Below are 19,208 nucleotides of genomic sequence, written 5' to 3'. Positions count from 1 at the left end.
CTTTATTTACTTTTCATCATTCAAACCCAATACTATCTACAAGAAACATTGCCCGTTTTTGGGCAACCAGATCCGTAATCTTATGGCTATAATCAAGACTTTCCTCCTTTATTCTATTCAAAGCCTGCATAATGGAAACCAATAATCTCGACGAAGTTATCTTTTCTGATCTATCCAACAATTTAGCAAGTTTACTCACATAAAGCAGCTGCACTTTATACTTGGCATCACTTACAGGAATATTGTCAGCCCATTCGGAAAACAATTCTTTATGTATGCTTTCCAAAAACTCATCTACAGACAACATATCCTCACCAACATTCTCCGTTCTTTCCACTTCGCGGAGGGAACGAATCATTTCCGACATCAGCTCTTCATAAAAGCGGTCGAACTCCCGGCTACCGTCTATTTCTAATTTAGCGGTAAGTTTTTCATCAAACATCCACACAGGCGGTTGTAATATGTAAGCTTGTATAAAGCTCATAACCTTCTTATTGTAATCAGCCTTTTCGGGTATGTAAATATGCTCCTCATCCGGTTCGGCAAGACGCTTTCCGCCTAAATGCGACAGCACATGTTGCACCCACTGTTTGTAATGCTCCAATACCGCTTCATAACGCCCTTGTAATACACGCAAGGACGTTTTATCTGTCACATTCCATACATCCGGATGTTCACACAAATATTTCAGGTTCTCTATTCCCTGTGTATTAACCGCCACATGGTCATTGCCCAAATCTTCCGCCTGGGCACGTACATCTATTCCGCCCAAGAAATGCAATAAGGGATCTTTCTGTTTTTCCTGATTCCAAAGGGCCCTGTTCTTTTCTCTTTCGGAAGCATTCTTGCCCGGAAATATCCGGTAGCCCCATTCGATAGCCCACTTATCATATTCACCGACACGTATCCGCCTGTTTTTCAAATCGACCTTATCCTGAGGACGCAAAGCATAATTACACCGCACATAATCCATAATGGAACTACCGATACTATATTGACTTAAAAAGTCATTATCACGTAATTGATCGATGGAGTAATGAGAACTACCCAAAAAGTTATGTTCCAACCCTAATGTATGACCCACTTCATGTGTCAGCACTTGTTTTATCTGTTCGAATTGCAAAGAGTCCGGCAGCTCTATATTCCATGCCTGCGGATCATTCGCTCCACATTGGGCGAAATACCATTTCTGTTCCAAATTCAAGACACTGCAAAAAATACCGATGTGGCAAGCTATAATCTCACCGGACCGGGGTTCGCATGGAGTAGGTCCATAAGCGTTATTTTGCCCTGATATCTTCCATGAAATAAACGGATAAGTGCTGTCATAAATACTAAAATCAGGATCTTCCTCGGCAGTGGGAGCCAGCCGTGCATCGATGGCATTCTTAAACCCGGCTTTCTCGAAAGCCGGACGCCAGTCGCGCACCGCTTCAATGATACAGCCGATGTACTTTTCCGGTGTATTACGGTCTATATAAAAAATAATAGGCTGGATGGGGTCTACCAGTTCGCCCCTCATGTATTTTTCTTCATCTTCCGCCCTTATTTCCAGCCGCCATCGTTTGACAACAGATTTCCGAATAGCAGGCTGATCTCCTTGAAAACACTCCTTGCCGATCGTAAAATAAGTTCCGGCATTTGCAGTAACTGCCTCCAACGGTTTCTTGGATAATAATTTAATGCAAATACCCGTATCCCAATCTCCAATATAAGGAGGTGCAACAGGCTTGCCAGGCATTCTCATTGACGAACTTCGATAAGCTCGTGATGCGTGTATTAACAGGCGGTTGTCATATCCTTTAATTTCTTTGATAGAATCTTTCTCTCTTAAACGCGTACCTATTGATAAATCAAAAGATACAATATCGAGAGTAAACAAAGGGAAATCTTTTAATATTTCACCAATCTCTACCAAACTACTTCCTTGAGTCTTTGTTATGATCGGCAATCTCTTGTAAAGTCTGCCATTTCCCTGTTGGGCGGCAATCTTGGCATATACTCCCTCAGGGTTTTCTATCACTCTTTCATATTGTGGATCCATTATCCACAACTCGTCACCCTGTTTTTGAAAACTAAAAAATACCGGACCTATCATGTCACCCGAATATCCGAATTTCTTTTCCATATCCCGGTCCGGACGGGCAGGAGCAGTCAGAATGGTAGTCGTTACAGCAAATTCACGTCCAACCAATGAATCCGGAATTTCCCAATATATATGTTTGTCACTTCGATAGGTAGTAAACATACCGGGAATAACTTCCACAGGGGCTCTCCCCTTTAAGAAAGTAGCAATACTTGGCTGTTGCCCGTACAAAAAAGTACAGGCAACAGCTAGAAATATTGCACTGATCATTCCTTTTAGCATAAGGATTAGTTCATACTATTCGTAATTATAACTAATATCAACAATCTTTCCGATAGGCTGATTGGGATCTTCGTAAACACAAATACTGTTTTCTCCACGGGATACATCTCCCGCCACTGTCAGCTGTAATTCGACAACTAAACCCTTGTCAGCAGTATTGACACCCAATCCGAGAGACATACCGAGTTCTTCTTCATTTTCAGCATCCTTAAACTTCAAACACGTGATTTGTGCTGACGGGTCTGCTTCATATTGATAAAGTTCTGTCACCTGACTACGATTCAAGTCTATTCGATATAACTTGTTAGCGGAAGCTACAAACAGAAGATCTGCCGTATAAGCATAAGAAGCAGCAAACTTTGCAGTTTCCACATTTATATCCGACGGTAAAGAAACAGTATATAAACCTGCACAAGTAGGAGTATCATTGCTAAACTTAAATACCGTCAAATCTTTCCCGCTCTGAGTAGAAGCAATGGCATAAGCATTATTACCACCACTTCCTCCTGTGACAATCGTTCTCACTTGTAGAGAAGGATCAATGTTATTCGGATCAAAGGCACTTCCATCTCCATCATTAAAATCAATTGCAGAAGCTTGTATCGGATATTTATCATCCCATATAGTACCCCTCTCGCGAATAGCTTTAGCATTATTAGAAGGATTGAGATAATCACCATAACTAGACAAAGCATTACGCCTCAAGAAAGAATGTGTAGAAGAATCAAAAAAAAGCAATTTTTTTCCATAAGAACCATAAACAGAAACAGAAGGATAATCACCAGTAGCGTTATTCTTAATAGAATAAGGTACGCAACAACCATCCATATAGGCGAAATAAGACTTACCGTCATTCACAAACAATTCGCCATGTTTATCCATTTTATAAGTATCAATTTTTATTGCTTTGCCTTGTTGAACCGGCTCAAATAATATCTTATCCGCCTGAAATTTCATTATTAACGAACTCGGAGTAAATAAAGCCGCATCCTTATCTGTCACTAACGTAAGAACAGGAACAGTTTTTAATCCTATAATCATAGCAGACATCTGATCAATCGGACCGTATTTGCGTCGGGTAGTCACAGCTAATGGCTTTCCATCCAGAGGAAACGTATTTCCTGTTTCCGACAGAAATACATCCGGATATACATAATACCCTTCCGATGTTCCTTCAATAGCTCCAAGCACTCCCTTATTTTCTTTCTCCTGAAGGACAAACCAACAAGGATTAAATGGCTTGATTATTGTCACCTGTCCTTGCTGATACCACATAGTTCCATTCTTTTCATCCGAAACAACCAACATCAAACCTATATTATCAGATTCATTAGGTTCAACAGTTATCTTACACTCTTTTCCTACAGAATAATCCGTATAATCAGACAAGCGGTCCGAACCCAACGTGGCATTCGGATTGAGACGCTTCCACTGAAATACAAGATTTTCTTCATTCTGTTCCAATGTCTGAGAAATCTGCGGCATAATAGAAACTTCCACCGCTTCTTCCTTCGGCATACGCAACTTGGTTTCAGGTATTACAATTTCCATCATATTCACATCATGATAATCGTAATCTCCCTTGTCATCGTAACAGCCTGTTTGCAATAAAGCCGCTCCGATAAAACTTGCTATATAGATGATATATTTCCTCATAACGTTTTTTCTTTAATCTTATTCATAAACAATTTCATCACCGTCTTCACCTAAAATAGGAGGATTTCCCGCTTCTCTATATTCCTTGTAAGCTTGTTTGACTTTGTCATAATCCTCCTCTTCCAGTTCCTCATACACACACCCACATACATCCATAATGAACATATATTTCTCGTCACTATAGCTGCCATATTTATATCCGCTCCAACAACCCCATTCATCCGTTTTCAACTCCCATCTGACATTTAAAGGTATTTGATGCTGCTCAACCAGCCCTTTGTCAAACTGATGAAGAGGATTGTTCAAATCAAACTCCAGAAAACAGCCATAGACTTTTCTACCTACCTCTACTGCCGGACGTTTAATTTTATAATAGAATACCTGGCAAACCGTATCCAATTCAGTGTATGTATACTTGCTTTCCAACAATACATCTACCGGCTTCTGATAATCACTATTCGGACTAACTTTCACACAGAAATCACGGTTCTCTTTCAAAAGATCCCCCTGTATTTTCACCGTAAAACTGTCTATGGCATAAGGATCATCTTTTTTCACATAGTCTGTATCAACCAATGTGCGGATATGCAGACTTCCATAGAAATTGATACGAGATGTCTGATCATACAAGTCTATCTCATTCTCGCTGCATCCTGCATAGATGCCACAAACAAGAATAGCTAAAATAAAATATATAATACGTTTCATAAAACTTCATCATTTAGAGTTGTTTCCAAAAATATACTCATCATCCGGCAATGTCATCTGATAATGGGCTTCAGTCATTGTTTCTACCCCACAGCCGTAATAAGTGCTGTAATTATGCGCTTTCAAAAAATAGAAAAGTTGTCCTTCTGCAAAATATTCTTTTCTATATTCTTTCATTATTTCATTGATACGTTTAGTCTGGTTTTTGTCTTCTTCCGAAGTAGTATCAAGATCATCATATCCGGTAGTCGGTATCTCATCGCTGTAAGAAATACCCCGAGCAAAACGTACGGTGTTCAGTGCATCAGCACTTTCCAATGCAGAAGATGCACACTCTGCTACAATATAGTACATTTCAGGCAAACGTATCAACGGAACGGCATTGGCACCGGAATAAGTATATCCGCTATTCAAAGGTTTCTGGTTATATTTTCTACAGAAAACATTTGCCTGGTTTCCTCCGTCAACAACTTCAAACATTTCTGCAATTCTTCTCCAATCGGTATTCCCCGCACTGGCTGTTTCATAGAAAGCATTAAATTTATCTCCATCCAAGTAGAAATGTTGCTGGGTGTTAGTATTCTCCATATCCATATAGTTTCCAATAAGCAGATTGGAGAATTCATTGACTGTTATTCCGAATATTTGCTCTGCGTAACGTATGGAATTGTAATTGGAAGCTGTCTGCGATTTGTACAGCGTAAAATATTTAGAGGCAGCAATCACTTGTTTAGCATACTCCACAGCCAATCTTTTGCTTTCCGCATCCCCTTTATAACAATATACACGGGCCAGCATAGCTTTCACCGCATATAGATTCATACGAAATTCACGATTGACAAGAAAAGGATTTACCTCTGTAGCATCTTCACCCATCTGATCGGTAAAGAAGTCAAGAGGGTCACTCTCTTCCAGCAATTTTTCAGCAGCATTCAAATCTTTGAGAATGGCATCAACCACTTCGCTGGCCGATAAAACAGGTGTAGCGTCCTTATCAAAAGCTGTACGGTAGGGTATAGCTTTGGATGCAGAATGTTCCTTGTAAATAGGACCGAACATGCGCAACAAATCAAAATGGAGAAAAGCACGAAGCCCGAGAGCCTCTCCCTTCATGGTTTCATAATAGCGTTCGGTCACCAAGACATCTTTATTTTTGTCTACGTACTCCAGGAAGTTGTTAATATTGGCTATGATGTTATACATTGCCGAGTAAATCCCGTTTTTCTTACTCAAAAACATGTTCTCATAATCAAATACGATACTTTGATTGAAAACAGCGTTTGTATTATATCCCGGATAATCGGAATATAATCCTGCCAACTCATCCAAATATGCATAAGTCAAGTCTCCGGCATACAATGTCTTGGTGCCCAACTTCAAATAAATACCCGTAAGAGCATCTTTAAATCCGGATTCCGACTCAAATTGCTTGTCGGTAGGAATAGAAGTCTTCGGAGATACATCCAACCAGTCGCTGCAAGACATAAGTCCCAGCATGGTTGTTGTCAATAATATATATATTAACTGTTTCATACAAATATGTTTTTAATTAGAAAGCAACATTCAAAGCAAATGTAAACTGACGGGAATAGGGATAGTATAAACCTCTTTCGCGTTTCACGGTAGACCAATAGAAAAAGTCTTCCATATTAAACGTTACTTTGGCAGAACTCAATCCCCAATGGCTGATAAATTTAGTATTGGTACGATCCATACGATAGTAGACAGACAACGAACTTCCCTGGAATATATTTTCATCCATGATAAACCGGGAGGTGGCCTTCGTATCCCAACCGCTAGGATTAAGGGCACGGAATTGTGCCTTGTCGCCTGGTTTAGCCCAACGCAACTGGCTCACACGTCGGTCTACATTATATTTCAGATTGGCATTTTCCACTTTATCAATCAAAGTCTGGTTATATACCTGACCGCCATATTGGTATCTGAAACTGACATCTGCTCCCCAACCTTTATAGGTAAAGGAAGAGTTAATATATCCTTGCCATGTAGGTTCTGTATTACCAATAGGAACTACATCGTTCGCATTCCAGTTAACGGCGCTGGTCATTTCTCCGTTACGCTTTAATAATATTTCATTTCCGGAAGCGGGATCGATACCTAATGAACGTACTACCCAAATGCGGGAAAGAGATTCTCCTTCTTCATAACGTGGCAACGGTGTATCTTTCAGATTGGATGCATTCATGTCATTCCTATGTTTCATTGCTTCTGATATCTCCAACAGTTTGTCAGTATTGCGGGAACCGTTTACTGTAATTGTCCAATAAGCCTGTTTGGCAGTATTCTTATAAGGAATAGCCGACAGAGAAATTTCCCAACCTTTATTCTCTATCTTTCCCAGGTTTTCAGGATAACTGCTGAAACCAAGAGAAGGGGCAAGACTTACCGAAGTAACCATATTATCTGTTATTTTCCGGTAATACTCCACACGGGCGGTAAGACGTTGGTCTAAGAAACCGAGTTCCAAGGCAAGATTAGCGCTTTTGGTAGTCTGCCATTTCAAATTTTCATTATGCATGGCCAGGATTTCCGACCCTGTTGCATCCGATGAGTAATAAGGAAGCAGCAGATTAGAATATGTATAATAACCGTGTGCCTGGTAAGGATCAAAACCTTGCGAACCAGTCGTACCGTATGTACCCCTCAAAATGAAATCAGAAATAAAAGATACATTTTTCATGAAGTTCTCTTTTTTCAAATCCCAACGTAATCCGGTTGACCAGAAAGGAGCCCAACGGTTATTTCTTCCAAACTGTGAAGAGCCGTCCAAACGTATATTAAAGTCGAACGAATACTTATATTTATAAGAATAGCCTCCGGCAGCCACCCAACCAATGGAGCGTGTGGTCCTCTCATCTCCCGTCACTTTTTCATTATATTTCTTACCAAACAGCAAGTTATCCATATTATCATTCGGGAAACCAGTCACATAGTTTCCATAAGTTTCCGAATTACTCTCCAATACACTCATACGTGCATTAGCAGTCAGGTAGTGATCTTCCAGTTGCTTATTCCAGCTTCCTGTCAAATCTATACCCCAATTGACAGCTTCGCTCTGACTTCTGCGATAATCACCTCTTAAAGTAGGATCAGTCACATTATCAAAAAGCGTATGCTGTGCAGGACGGAAAATATCACGATGTCCCACACTCTTGGACAAGTTGAAAGCTCCTTCAAACCGCAATTCATTAGTAGGATTATATTCCACCCTGAAAAGTTCACGTACGGTAAAGTTCTTGCTTTGATCTTTGCTGTTGAATGTTGTATTGTACATCGGATTCAGATAGCTCGACTCACCACCTACTCCTTCAAAATTATCAAGTCGTTTTTGTATTTCTCCGTTCTCTCCATACGGACGCAGATAAGGATTCAAACGGGTATATTCACTAAAACTTCCCCACGGAGACTCATTAGCTACCGAATTATCCAACGTAATGCTATTCTTTAACAATACCTTTTTCAGACGATACTGAAAATCAAGTGAACCGGTCAATACATCACGCTTACTGTCTTTCATCACACCCGGAGAACTATTATATCCGACATACATCCGATAACGCAAAGCTTCGTCACCACCTTCCAACGTAACCGTATGCCGCTGTTGGAAAGCTGTCTGCAAAGGTTTGTCCAACCAATACGTATTGACTCCTGCCAATACTTCACGCAATTTAGATTGATAGAGCTTCCATTTTTCAACAGTCTCGCCACCGTATGTATAAAGCCCGCTTTGCAACTCTGCGTCTATCTTCTCTCTTGCATTCATCAGGTTATATCCGGTCATGTCCGGAGCTTCAATACGAAGTTCCCCACCATACGTCACCCAAATCCGCCCCGGTTTGGGAGTCTTGCTCTCGATAACAATTACTCCATTTGCCGCACGCGAACCATAAATAGCCGTAGCTGCCGCATCTTTCAACACAACGATAGAAGCAACACGGTCGGGATCCATATCGGCAAGCGTCTGTATACTGATTTCAAATCCGTCCATGATAAGCAAGGGTTGGTTAGCATAAGTCTCATATTCACCCTGAACTGCCAATACATCATTACTGGTAGAATTAAACTCTACTGCCGACTGCGTAGCCATATCCATATTTGCACCGCCACGCATACGCATATCAGGCAAACCATTCGGATTAGATCCCATATTGATGTTATCCACAATACGAAGTCCGGGAGCAACAGCGGCTATCGCTTTAGCTACATTATTTGTACTATACTTTTTCAGATCTTCTCCTTTAATAGTAACGGCAGAACCAGTGAATCCCTCTTTCTTTCTATTAAACATACCTGTCACCACTACTTCATCCAACGCCTTCGTATCGGCTTTCATCACTACCGACATCTGAGATGAAGGATTCAAGAACTGGGTTTCCAAACCTACATACGATATTTTGACCCGGCTATCTTTCGGAACGTCAGAGAGCTGAAAATTACCATTATTATCTGTAATAGTACGGATATTACTACTAGGATCTTCCACTATAATAGTGGCACCAATCACCGGAAGCCCGTCTTCCTCGGAAAGAACTTTTCCTTTTACTTGTGAGAAAAACTTCTTAGAATCTTTTTTTGTGATATTTATGAATTGTCCGTCAATGTGGTATTTCAACGGATTTTTTCCAATAATCACTTTCAATGCAGCATCGACTGTAGCTTTTTCTACTTTTCCGGTAGAAGTATAAGAACTGATTTCATCGTAGATAAAAAGTACTTTATACCCCGATACCTTTTCAAAACGTTTAAAAATAGAAGGCAACCCTTCATTTTTAAACTCCATTGTTATTTGCTTTTCCTTACCTGTTTGTGCTTCAGCACGCCATGAATAGGCAAAAAGGAAAAACAAGAATAAGACAATGAACTTTTGTGCTTGATTCTTTTTCATAAACCTGAATAGTTAAATAATATTTCATTCTTTTAATTGTATACGAAGTTTAAAAAAGAATGGTTACCCTTAAAAAGATTTTTTTTCAGAAATATATATTTCCATCCAGATTTATGACTTTTTGCTTGCTTTTTATTCGATAACTAGTTTTCCTGTTTCAAAATAGGCATGAACTCTCTCCATTCGGTTTAATAATTCAACCAAGTGAAAGATGTCTTGATGACGATTTGCAAAGAAATGCATACGAAGATCCATGATTTTGCTACTACGGAACTCTATATCTATATTATACCAACGTCCTATTTCTTTCATCATGTCAACTAGGGTCACATCATCAAAATAGAAAAATCCTTCCTTCCAATACAAGAATGATTCAATATCCACTTCATCCACTACAAATGTTCCGTTAGAAGAAAGTTGTGCACTTTGTCCCGGTTTCATTTCAACACTATGAACCCCACAAGTATCGCTAACTGCTACTTTTCCTGTAATGAGCGTAACACGGACATCAGTTGGAGAGTAGCTACGCACATTAAATTCCGTCCCCAATACACGAACCTGCAGATTTCCACTTTTCACAATAAAAGGATGTTCTGTATCTTTAGCAACTTTAAAATAAGCTTCACCTTCCAAAGAAACGACTCTTTCTTCTCCTTTAAAAACTGTAGGATACGCCAAACGGCTGTCTGAATTCAAGAAAACCTCAGTCCCCTCGGATAAAACAACTTTGAATGTTTCGCCTCTAGGAATACTTAATCTATGTATCTGTGCTTTCTGCTTTCCCACTTCCTTGATTTCTGTCTGAAGAAGAGCACGGCTATAATCTATTTCTTTAGAAGACAACTGTGCAGTAGAGGAAGGCGAAAGAGATTCTATTACTTCTTTTAACGGCTTTATTTCCTCCTCATCATTCACTTGTAAAGTGATTTCTTGAGCAATGTGATCGGCTTGAAACACTTTAATGGTTTCCGGTTGTGATGAAATCATCATTGCACGTAAAACCAATATTACGACAACAGTTGCCGCTATACCTGCAACACTAGTCCACAGTATACGCGTATTTTTTCTCCTGTCGTTTTGAGAATGCTTTTTACGAAAATCTGATAACTCTTTCCGAACATCAATTGCCAGTAAATTTTTCTCTTTCTGCATTTCTATCACAGCCTCTGCCAAATCAGCACATGCTTGCAAGCATTCCTCATCTTCTTTCAAATGATGCAATTGGTCAGCAGTTATATGCGAACGATTCTCCATAATCTCCAGGAGTTCTTCTTCCGACTTGCTTATATTTATATTCTTTTCATCCATAAATAATGTATTCAATATATATATTTACGATTTAAAGTCTGTTCCGGTTACCCTTTTGCCCCAATTCTTCGCGAAGAATACGCAAAGCTTTCACTATATTCTTATGGATGGCCGCAACACTCACATTCAGTTCTTCGGCCACTTCTTTATATTTCTTATGATGAATATAGCATGCTTCCAGTATACGATAATTATAAGGAGTCAACTTTTTCATAGCTTCACGAATACGCAGAATACGGGAATCAAGATGTTGCGAATCGACTTCTATCATTTTATCGGTTAATTGCGAAGTAAACTCTACATATTCTTCATGGATATTTTGCTTGCGCATATAGTCAATGCAACGTGTACGGATGATTGTATAAAGATAAGTTTTAGCTGTGGATTCTTCTATCTTTTCATAATTACGCCATAAATACTCAAAAGCATCACTTACGATATCCCTGCATACCTCAGCGTCATTTATGAAATAGTATGCAAAATATACAAACTGTGCATACCATTCATTAAACATTTTGTCAAAAGCCGCTCTGTCATCCATTTAATATCGTATTCTTTTAATTTTTTTCAGCAGACAAATATACATTAAAACTTAATACGCAGTTGCATTTGTATATCCGCTTTTTTATTCCCATGAATTAAATCATTGCCGGAACCTATTTCATTACGGTCCAAATAAACGGTTTCCCCGAACTTGGTGATGAACAACCAGTGTTTATTCAGTTCATATCTTAAACGGATGCTACACCGGAATCCGCGACCTTGGAATGACGGGGTATAGAATGTATAAAGCAATCCTTTTTCGGATGCATATATACGAGAGTCATAACTGTCTGTAGAAAAGTAACTGCCTTGAACGTCAGCAAACAGCCTGGTCCAAGGCAGTTGGGAGGATATCATCTGTGTAACCTGATATCCTATGTCAGCAGCTCTGTCCTGAGAATGAAAATGATTATAATCTAAAGTTGTACGACTGCTAAACACATCTTTAAAAGAATAGTTCAAACGATAACGTAATTGGTGATGAAAAATAGGAAGCGTTAGCGTTTCTTTACTTCCTGTCAGGTCACGCTCTTTTTGTTTATAACGATATTTCAAATCCATTGAGAGATTAGTGCGCGGGGTAAAAGTAGCTTGGAGCAGTCCGTCTATTCCACGGGAAGATTTACTGACCCGGTATCTTTTCCAGGGAAAAGAAAACAAGTCAAATGAAGCGAAGAATTTCCAATAAGCAAAGGGAGAGGTTTCCATTCCTAAATAATATCCATGTTCATTCTGAACTGTGCTTCCTTCTCCAAAGGAATGGGCGAACATTGCCCAATAATCATAAGAATAGAACCGGTGTATCAACATAAGATGAACATCTTGAATCGGCGAATATTGCAGACGGTTCAAAGAAGCCCAACCTTGTTTTCCTATGGCTGTCTCTCCCTGAAAAGAAAAACGATGCCAGCGATATGCATAGTCCACTCCAAGATTATAGAAATTATTTCCATGAAGATTGTATTTGGAATAACCTGTTAATTCCGGTTCATAAGGTCGGTTGAAAACATAGTAAATACCGGTGATACCCAGTCTGATACGGTTCTGTTGATAACTTACGTTTCCACCTGTTAACTGCAATGTGAACAAGTTCTTTTTATCCGCTTCTTTCCGGCTCCGGTGTAGTCCGGTTTTGTAGATAGAAGTGATTTCTCCATCCGTTATCACACCATCCAGGGAACGGTGTGAATAAAAGCCGGATACGTCCCAATGCTTTGTTAAAACAACAGTAGCCGCCACTCCCCGGAAATAATTGTATTCATCCGTAGAAGAGTGTTTCTTTATCCCACTGCTGCGATTGTTGAAAGAAGAAGCATAAATTGTCTTTCCCATCAGATAATCTGTACTAATCACCAACCCCTGACCAAAACTGAGCCGATAGTTACCAACAGCCAATGCTTTCAACCGTCCACAGTTTTTCAATAACAAATAAAAGGAATAATAATCGTATCCGTAACGATTGTGCAAAGCGGCGAAAGGCTCTCCCGCATCTTTCTCGGCAACGACTCCAGCGTAAAGCCGGTCACTATATCGAAAGCTATATTTCACTGAGTTATAAACAGCAGGGCCCAGATAGGTATGTTCATAACCTATTTGCTTATAAAAAGGTATATCCATGCGAGTTAGCACTTCATTCTTACCATACTTCGCTGCGCTTTTCAACATAGTTTTCCACCGAAATGCAGGTTCATTGTTAATAGCTTTTATACAGACAAAAGGCAATAAATACTGGATAGTCTGCCTATCCATGTCCTCTATTAACTGAAGTTCATAAATAGTCTGCATCTGTCCGTGTATATAGATGTACGCCAATAAGTGCTCTATTTGAATATCGCTCAAAAAAGGAAATTGTTCCAGTTGTGCACGGGTGGCGGTATTCAGATTAACCGGTTCTTGCAGACGGGTGGAAAGTTCTTCCAGTTCATTTTCCCAATTCAAGGTATTAACAGAGTTATCAATATCGTTATTAACAGACAAATCTTCAAGAATATCTTCTAAAAGACTTTCAGAAGGGTTTTGAGCACTACAAGCAGGAATTATGAACAGGCTGTTTATAATACTTATCAACCAGATTAATTGAGTCGTTTTCATCAATATAATGTGTATTATCTTCTTGCTTTTTTACGAGCAAGGGCGCAAAGATACTTTAAATAGGTTAACATCTTTGTGAAAAGACCAAATAATAAAATTTTAATCCTATTTTTGTATCGTGAAAAGAAGGCTTAACATAGTAATAATGACGCTGTTTGCTATTGTTTGCTGTACACTGCATGTACAGGCTCAGGAAAAGCAAAGCATTAATGGATACTTGGTTCCGATGTGTATCTATAATGGAGATACGATTCCATGTGTCCAGTTAAGAACTGTATATATCTTCCGCCCGCTAAAGTTCAAGAACGAAAAGGAACGCCAAGAATACTACCGACTGGTACGGAATGTAAAAAAGGTATATCCCATATCAAAAGAAATTAACCAGGCTATTATTGAAACTTACGAGTACCTGCAAACTCTACCTAATGAAAAGGCTCGTCAGAAACATATCAAACGGGTGGAAAAAGGTCTGAAAGAACAATATACTCCCCGAATGAAAAAACTCTCTTTTACACAGGGAAAACTGTTGATTAAATTAATAGACCGACAAAGTAATTCTACCAGTTATGAACTGGTAAAAGCATTTATGGGACCTTTCAAAGCGGGATTCTATCAGACATTCGCTGCGCTGTTCGGTGCCAGTTTGAAAAAGGAGTATGACCCTGAAGGTGAGGATAAACTAACGGAACGCGTCGTACTGCTAGTGGAGAATGGACAAATCTAAAATAGACAAGGATTTATAAGTTTATCAATACTATACAAACCTATTTATCAACTACTCAAACCATATTGGTTATCATTTCAAGCGTTAACAGGCTTTCCGCAAGGTGTTAATTTCTGCTTTCTCAGAAGTTAATACTTGAGTTGTCAGGTATTAATAGCCTACATGATAAGTATTAATAGTTGAAAACTCAAGTATTAACAGCCAAGAAACGGGCTATTAACAACTATAATAATAACTACCCAACAGCTATTGAATCTACATGAACTTGTATAGTTATAAACAACACATAACTATTGATTACTAGTGAATTAACTAAGATATTAACTCATTATAAACAACTTATTAACCAATCCTGTTTATGCCTGTTAACGTAGCTTTTTGAACAAATCCCAAATCACAATACCGGTAGTTACGGAAACATTCAAAGAATGCTTGGTTCCATATTGGGGAATCTCTATGCAGCCGTCCGAATGGTCAATAACCTCTTGTTGCACCCCTTTCACTTCGTTTCCCATTACGATGGCGTATTTCTTTGTCTTATCCAGTTCGAGTTCATCCAGCATAATGCTTCCTTCCGCCTGTTCTACGGAATAAACGATATACCCTTCATTTTTGAGGTTATCAACAGCATCAACTGCGTTATTAACATACTTCCAATCGACAGTGAACTCAGCACCTAAAGCAGTCTTATGCATTTCGGGGTGTGGCGGGGTGGCCGTAATGCCACATAGGTAGATACATTCTATACGGAATGCATCCGATGTACGGAACACGGAACCTATATTGTGCAAACTACGAATATCGTCCAACACTACCACCAGGGGCAGTTTTTCAACCTGTTTGAACTCCTCGGCGCTGATACGGTTCAGCTCTGTTATTTTCAGTTTACGCATGCGTCTTTTCTTTTAGATTGTTCTTGTGTGCAAAGGTAATCCTTTTCTGTTAACAGAGGTGTTGATAACGGTTTAAAACCTGTCAAAACTATCGGCAAAGATTTTGAAAAATAATCCTTGCATTATTCAAAAGAAGGTATAAGAGGCCTTCGTTATGAACATTCCAAAAAACTAACCCTAAACTTTCTACACAGACATAAACATATTTTTCAGCACTTATCTGCCTGTTTATATCCATAAAGTTTTTAACTTTGCACTTTATCAACAGGGAGTTAATAGCAAACTTCCATTTGATGGCATTTGACGGTGCTTTCATTGATAATGAAGCGAGTAGGATAGGCTATCTTGTCTTTTACATCAGTTCATAACCGACTCATAAAGCGAGAGTATGGACTAATAACTTATCCGACAAGAAAAATCGTATTTATTTGCTAACATTATTAACAGGCTATCATCACTAACAAAGGATTTTTTTTAAAAGAAGGAAAAAAGAATATTATAATGAATGAACTAATAAAAGCTATAAACGAGCTGAAGAAAGAAAAGAATGCAATCATTCTGGGGCACTACTACCAGAAGGGTGAAATACAAGACATCGCCGATTACGTTGGTGATAGTTTGGCATTGGCTCAATGGGCAGCGAAAACGGAAGCGGACATTATTGTGATGTGCGGCGTTCATTTTATGGGTGAGACGGCGAAGGTGCTTTGCCCGGGAAAGAAAGTACTGGTTCCCGACATGGCGGCAGGATGTTCGTTGGCAGACAGTTGTCCGGCGGACAAGTTTGCGCAGTTTGTCAAAGAGCATCCGGGACATACTGTTATTTCGTACGTCAACACGACGGCTGCGGTGAAAGCTGTGACAGATGTGGTGGTGACTTCTACTAATGCGAAGCAAATCGTGGAAAGTTTCCCCAAAGATGAGAAAATAATCTTCGGACCGGATAGGAATCTGGGTAATTATATCAACTCAGTTACGAACAGGAATATGCTTCTTTGGGACGGAGCCTGCCATGTGCATGAACAGTTCTCGGTTGAAAAGATTGTGGAACTGAAAGCGCAGCATCCCGAAGCATTGGTGTTGGCTCATCCCGAGTGTAAGAGCACGGTATTGAAACTGGCTGACGTAGTAGGCTCTACGGCTGCTCTGTTGAAGTATGCTGTGAACCATCCGGAAAATACGTATATCGTGGCTACCGAATCGGGTATCTTGCATGAGATGCAGAAGAAGTGTCCGCAGACAACATTTATTCCTGCTCCCCCGAACGACAGTACGTGCGGATGTAACGAGTGCAGCTTTATGCGGTTGAATACGTTAGAGAAGCTCTATGAGTGTCTGAAAAATGAAGCACCGGAAATTACGGTAGATTCTGAAGTAGCGGAAAAGGCGGTGAAGCCGATTCAGCGGATGCTGGATATTTCATCGAAGTTGGGATTGTAGTTTCCATTCGGATATTAAATAAAAAAGAGAAGTACGGAACTCGAAAGGATTCCGTACTTCTCTTTTTTATTTTGTTTATTATTATTCCTTAGAAATACAGCTAAGAAATAGTAATTTTTTCTTAATGGGCTTCTTCCGAACTCTGCAACATCTGGAACAACTTATCCAGTTTCGGAGCCATGATAATCTCCGTACGCCGGTTCTTGCTTCTGCCTTCGGCTGTTTCATTATCATCGACAGGCATATATTCACCGCGTCCGCTAGGCTGTATCTGCAACGGATTCACATGATAATTCTTAATCAGGATACGGACAACAGAGGTGGCGCGAATCACGCTCAAATCCCAGTTATCCTTAAACTGTACCGTATTGATAGGTTTGTTATCCGTATGCCCTTCAATAAATACGTCGATATCCGTCTGCTTGTTCAAAACCTCGGCTAACTTGCCAAGCGCTTCTTCACCACGTTTGTCCAAACGGGCACTTCCCGACTGGAACAGCAACTTGTCCGACATTGCTACATATACCTTTCCGTCTTTCTCGCGAACGGTCAGTTCATCACTGCTGAATCCTAATAGCGCATCTTTTACGCTGCTCAACAGTTTCTGTACTTTCTCATTCTGAGCATTAATCATCTGTTGCAGTTCGTTGATGGTGCGTTCTCTTTCGTTCAGTTCATTCTTTTTCTGGTTTAACAGGGCATTCAGTTTCTCCTGTTCGCTCATGTTCACGTTCAGCATGCTTTGATACTGGCGGATACTGTTTCCCATCTTTGTCGTATCACGCAAAAGATTCTTGATTTGTGCCGACATTTGGGCGTTTGTATGGCGGCAGTCGGTCAATAACCCTTGCAGACTATCTTTACTTGCGGTAGCCGCCATTTCTGCAAGCATGAACTTCTTTTTTGTTACACATGAAGTGCATAATAAGAGGGTAAGTAGAGTAAATAGAGTAATTTTCTTCATTGCGTTTTATGTTTTAAAGAGTACGTATAATCAGCGTTGCAAGAATTCGCAGAGCTTCTGCACAGCCAGCGCACGGTGACTAATTTTATTCTTTATATCATTTCCCAGTTCGGCGAAAGTCTTGTCGTAACCTTCCGGTTTGAATATGGGGTCGTAACCAAAGCCCGAATCACCCCGTTTTTCCTTGATAATTTCGCCTTTTATCACTCCTTCAAAGAGATATTCTTTTCCATCGAGTATCAATGAAATGGCGGTGCGGAATTGCGCTTTGCGGTTTTCCTTTCCTTCAAGGTCACGGAGTAGTTTAAGCATATTGGCTTGTGAGTCGTGTCCTTCTCCACCTGCGTAGCGTGCGGAATAAACTCCGGGAGCTCCGTCCAGTGCCTCTACTTCCAGACCGGTGTCATCGGCAAAGCAATCCAAACCGTAGTTTTTGAAGATAAAGGAAGATTTCAGCAGGGCGTTTCCTTCCAGCGTGGCAGCCGTTTCGGGAATGTCCGTATGACAGTCGATATCATTCAGGCTTAGTAATTCCACTTGATCTCCCAGGATAGTGGCCACTTCTTCCAGTTTATGAGCATTATTGGTAGCAAATACAAGTTTGCGTTTCATCATTCTATTTCTTTTTTTAGCAAAGTTATCCGATAGTTATTCCAATCAGTTATTTCACTTTCAGTTTGTCGAAACCTTCCCCATATACTCCGATGACGGAACTTTGTGAGATAAAGGCATTCGGGTCGATGCGTTTCACCAGGCGGAAGATGTCGAGTGACTGGCGTTTCTTCGCCAATACGACAAGTACTTTTACGTCTTTCTTGCTGTACCATCCCGTTCCGTCGAGCACCGTCACCCCACGGTCGGCGTCTTTGATGATGCTATCGGCTATTTCATCATATTTCTTGGAGAAGATGAGAAACTGAACCGATTGCCGGGCACTGTTGATAATCCAGTCGAGCACGATGCCGATGATAAACAGCGTGACAAAACCAAAGATGACACGGCGCCAGTCGTGGAATATGAAGTAGCAGGAAGTAATGATGATAATATCGCACAGCATAATCATACGTCCTAACGTCACGTCTTTGTATTTGTTGACGATGGCAGCGATGATATCCGTTCCGCCGGTACTTCCGTTATAGTTGAATACAATACCCAGTCCTATGCCACACATGACTGCACCGATGATGCACGCCATGAAGTCCTGTCCCGGTCCGAGTAGCAACGGTTGACCTTCGGGAGTCATGTCCGGCGCCACGACGTAATTGTTGACCAACAGTTGGAATAACCAAAGCAGGAAAGTAAGGCTGAAGATGGCGTATGTCGTTTTGATGCTGAACCGTGGACCCAATATTCGGAAAGCAAACGTCATCAGAACAGCATTGATAATGAAATATGACCATTGGATGGGAAATCCGGTAGAATAGTAAATGATAGCGCTGATACCGGTAGTTCCTCCGGTAGTTATCTGATAGGGTAAAAGGAATGCCGCCCATCCCAAAGAATAACTAATCAATCCGAGAGTGATGTAGAGATAGTCTTTCACTTCTCTCATTATTTCTGCTTTTGCCAGTTTATGCATAGGGTTTATAATTTGTTAAGGCACGGAT

The 19,208-nt window shown here is 40.2% G+C and carries 14 protein-coding genes; 2 read left to right on the top strand and 12 right to left on the bottom strand.

The window, feature by feature from the left end:
* Positions 1 to 16: 16 nt before the first annotated feature.
* The 8 genes from CLIN57ABFB40_RS13060 to CLIN57ABFB40_RS13025 form a co-directional block, all read right to left on the bottom strand.
* A complete protein-coding gene (locus tag CLIN57ABFB40_RS13060) occupies positions 17 to 2,368 on the bottom strand; it encodes a zinc-dependent metalloprotease (RefSeq protein WP_175630513.1) in 2,352 nt (783 codons plus the stop codon).
* A gap of 15 nt (positions 2,369 to 2,383) precedes the next feature.
* Positions 2,384 to 4,024: a PKD-like family lipoprotein gene (locus CLIN57ABFB40_RS13055; protein ID WP_175630512.1), complete on the bottom strand. Its 1,641-nt coding sequence runs from the start codon at positions 4,022 to 4,024 to the stop codon at positions 2,384 to 2,386.
* A gap of 18 nt (positions 4,025 to 4,042) precedes the next feature.
* The gene (locus CLIN57ABFB40_RS13050) at positions 4,043 to 4,732 is read right to left on the bottom strand and encodes a DUF4843 domain-containing protein (RefSeq protein ID WP_175630511.1); all 690 of its coding nucleotides are present in this window, start codon (positions 4,730 to 4,732) and stop codon (positions 4,043 to 4,045) included.
* Positions 4,733 to 4,741: 9 nt separating this feature from the next.
* A complete protein-coding gene (locus CLIN57ABFB40_RS13045) occupies positions 4,742 to 6,265 on the bottom strand; it encodes a RagB/SusD family nutrient uptake outer membrane protein (protein WP_175630510.1) in 1,524 nt (507 codons plus the stop codon).
* A gap of 16 nt (positions 6,266 to 6,281) precedes the next feature.
* Positions 6,282 to 9,638 (bottom strand): SusC/RagA family TonB-linked outer membrane protein, encoded by a 3,357-nt coding sequence (locus CLIN57ABFB40_RS13040; RefSeq protein ID WP_175630509.1) that lies wholly within the window; start codon positions 9,636 to 9,638, stop codon positions 6,282 to 6,284.
* Positions 9,639 to 9,770: 132 nt separating this feature from the next.
* Complete coding sequence (locus CLIN57ABFB40_RS13035) at positions 9,771 to 10,946, bottom strand: FecR family protein (protein ID WP_175630508.1); 1,176 nt, start codon at positions 10,944 to 10,946, stop codon at positions 9,771 to 9,773.
* 31 nt (positions 10,947 to 10,977) lie between these two features.
* The gene (locus CLIN57ABFB40_RS13030) at positions 10,978 to 11,487 is read right to left on the bottom strand and encodes a sigma-70 family RNA polymerase sigma factor (protein WP_175630507.1); all 510 of its coding nucleotides are present in this window, start codon (positions 11,485 to 11,487) and stop codon (positions 10,978 to 10,980) included.
* A gap of 44 nt (positions 11,488 to 11,531) precedes the next feature.
* Positions 11,532 to 13,580, bottom strand: a complete 2,049-nt coding sequence (locus tag CLIN57ABFB40_RS13025; RefSeq protein WP_175630506.1) for a helix-hairpin-helix domain-containing protein — start codon at positions 13,578 to 13,580, stop codon at positions 11,532 to 11,534.
* A gap of 145 nt (positions 13,581 to 13,725) precedes the next feature.
* Here CLIN57ABFB40_RS13025 and CLIN57ABFB40_RS13020 point away from each other — a divergent pair, with 145 nt between their 5' ends.
* Positions 13,726 to 14,304, top strand: coding sequence for a DUF4294 domain-containing protein (locus tag CLIN57ABFB40_RS13020; RefSeq protein WP_175630505.1), 579 nt, complete (start codon positions 13,726 to 13,728; stop codon positions 14,302 to 14,304).
* Between the two features lie 365 nt (positions 14,305 to 14,669).
* Here the strand turns inward: CLIN57ABFB40_RS13020 and CLIN57ABFB40_RS13015 are convergent, their stop codons facing one another.
* Positions 14,670 to 15,197 (bottom strand): RNA methyltransferase, encoded by a 528-nt coding sequence (locus CLIN57ABFB40_RS13015; protein WP_175630504.1) that lies wholly within the window; start codon positions 15,195 to 15,197, stop codon positions 14,670 to 14,672.
* A 501-nt stretch (positions 15,198 to 15,698) separates the two neighbouring features.
* Between CLIN57ABFB40_RS13015 and nadA the strand changes: the two genes are divergently transcribed.
* A complete protein-coding gene (gene nadA / locus CLIN57ABFB40_RS13010) occupies positions 15,699 to 16,637 on the top strand; it encodes a quinolinate synthase NadA (protein ID WP_175630503.1) in 939 nt (312 codons plus the stop codon).
* 121 nt (positions 16,638 to 16,758) lie between these two features.
* Here the strand turns inward: nadA and CLIN57ABFB40_RS13005 are convergent, their stop codons facing one another.
* The 3 genes from CLIN57ABFB40_RS13005 to CLIN57ABFB40_RS12995 are packed head-to-tail and all read right to left on the bottom strand — an operon-like array spanning position 16,759 to position 19,180.
* Entirely contained in the window at positions 16,759 to 17,601 is an 843-nt protein-coding gene (locus CLIN57ABFB40_RS13005; RefSeq protein ID WP_175630502.1) for a flagellar motor protein MotB, read from the bottom strand.
* A gap of 30 nt (positions 17,602 to 17,631) precedes the next feature.
* The gene (locus CLIN57ABFB40_RS13000; RefSeq protein WP_175631217.1) at positions 17,632 to 18,213 is read right to left on the bottom strand and encodes a non-canonical purine NTP diphosphatase; all 582 of its coding nucleotides are present in this window, start codon (positions 18,211 to 18,213) and stop codon (positions 17,632 to 17,634) included.
* Between the two features lie 49 nt (positions 18,214 to 18,262).
* Positions 18,263 to 19,180 (bottom strand): YitT family protein, encoded by a 918-nt coding sequence (locus CLIN57ABFB40_RS12995; protein ID WP_175630501.1) that lies wholly within the window; start codon positions 19,178 to 19,180, stop codon positions 18,263 to 18,265.
* Between the last annotated feature and the right edge of the window lie 28 nt (positions 19,181 to 19,208).

The sequence above is a fragment of the Bacteroides acidifaciens genome, from assembly GCF_903181435.1.
Lineage (GTDB): Bacteria > Bacteroidota > Bacteroidia > Bacteroidales > Bacteroidaceae > Bacteroides.
This window is presented reverse-complemented; position numbering and strand designations above follow the sequence as displayed.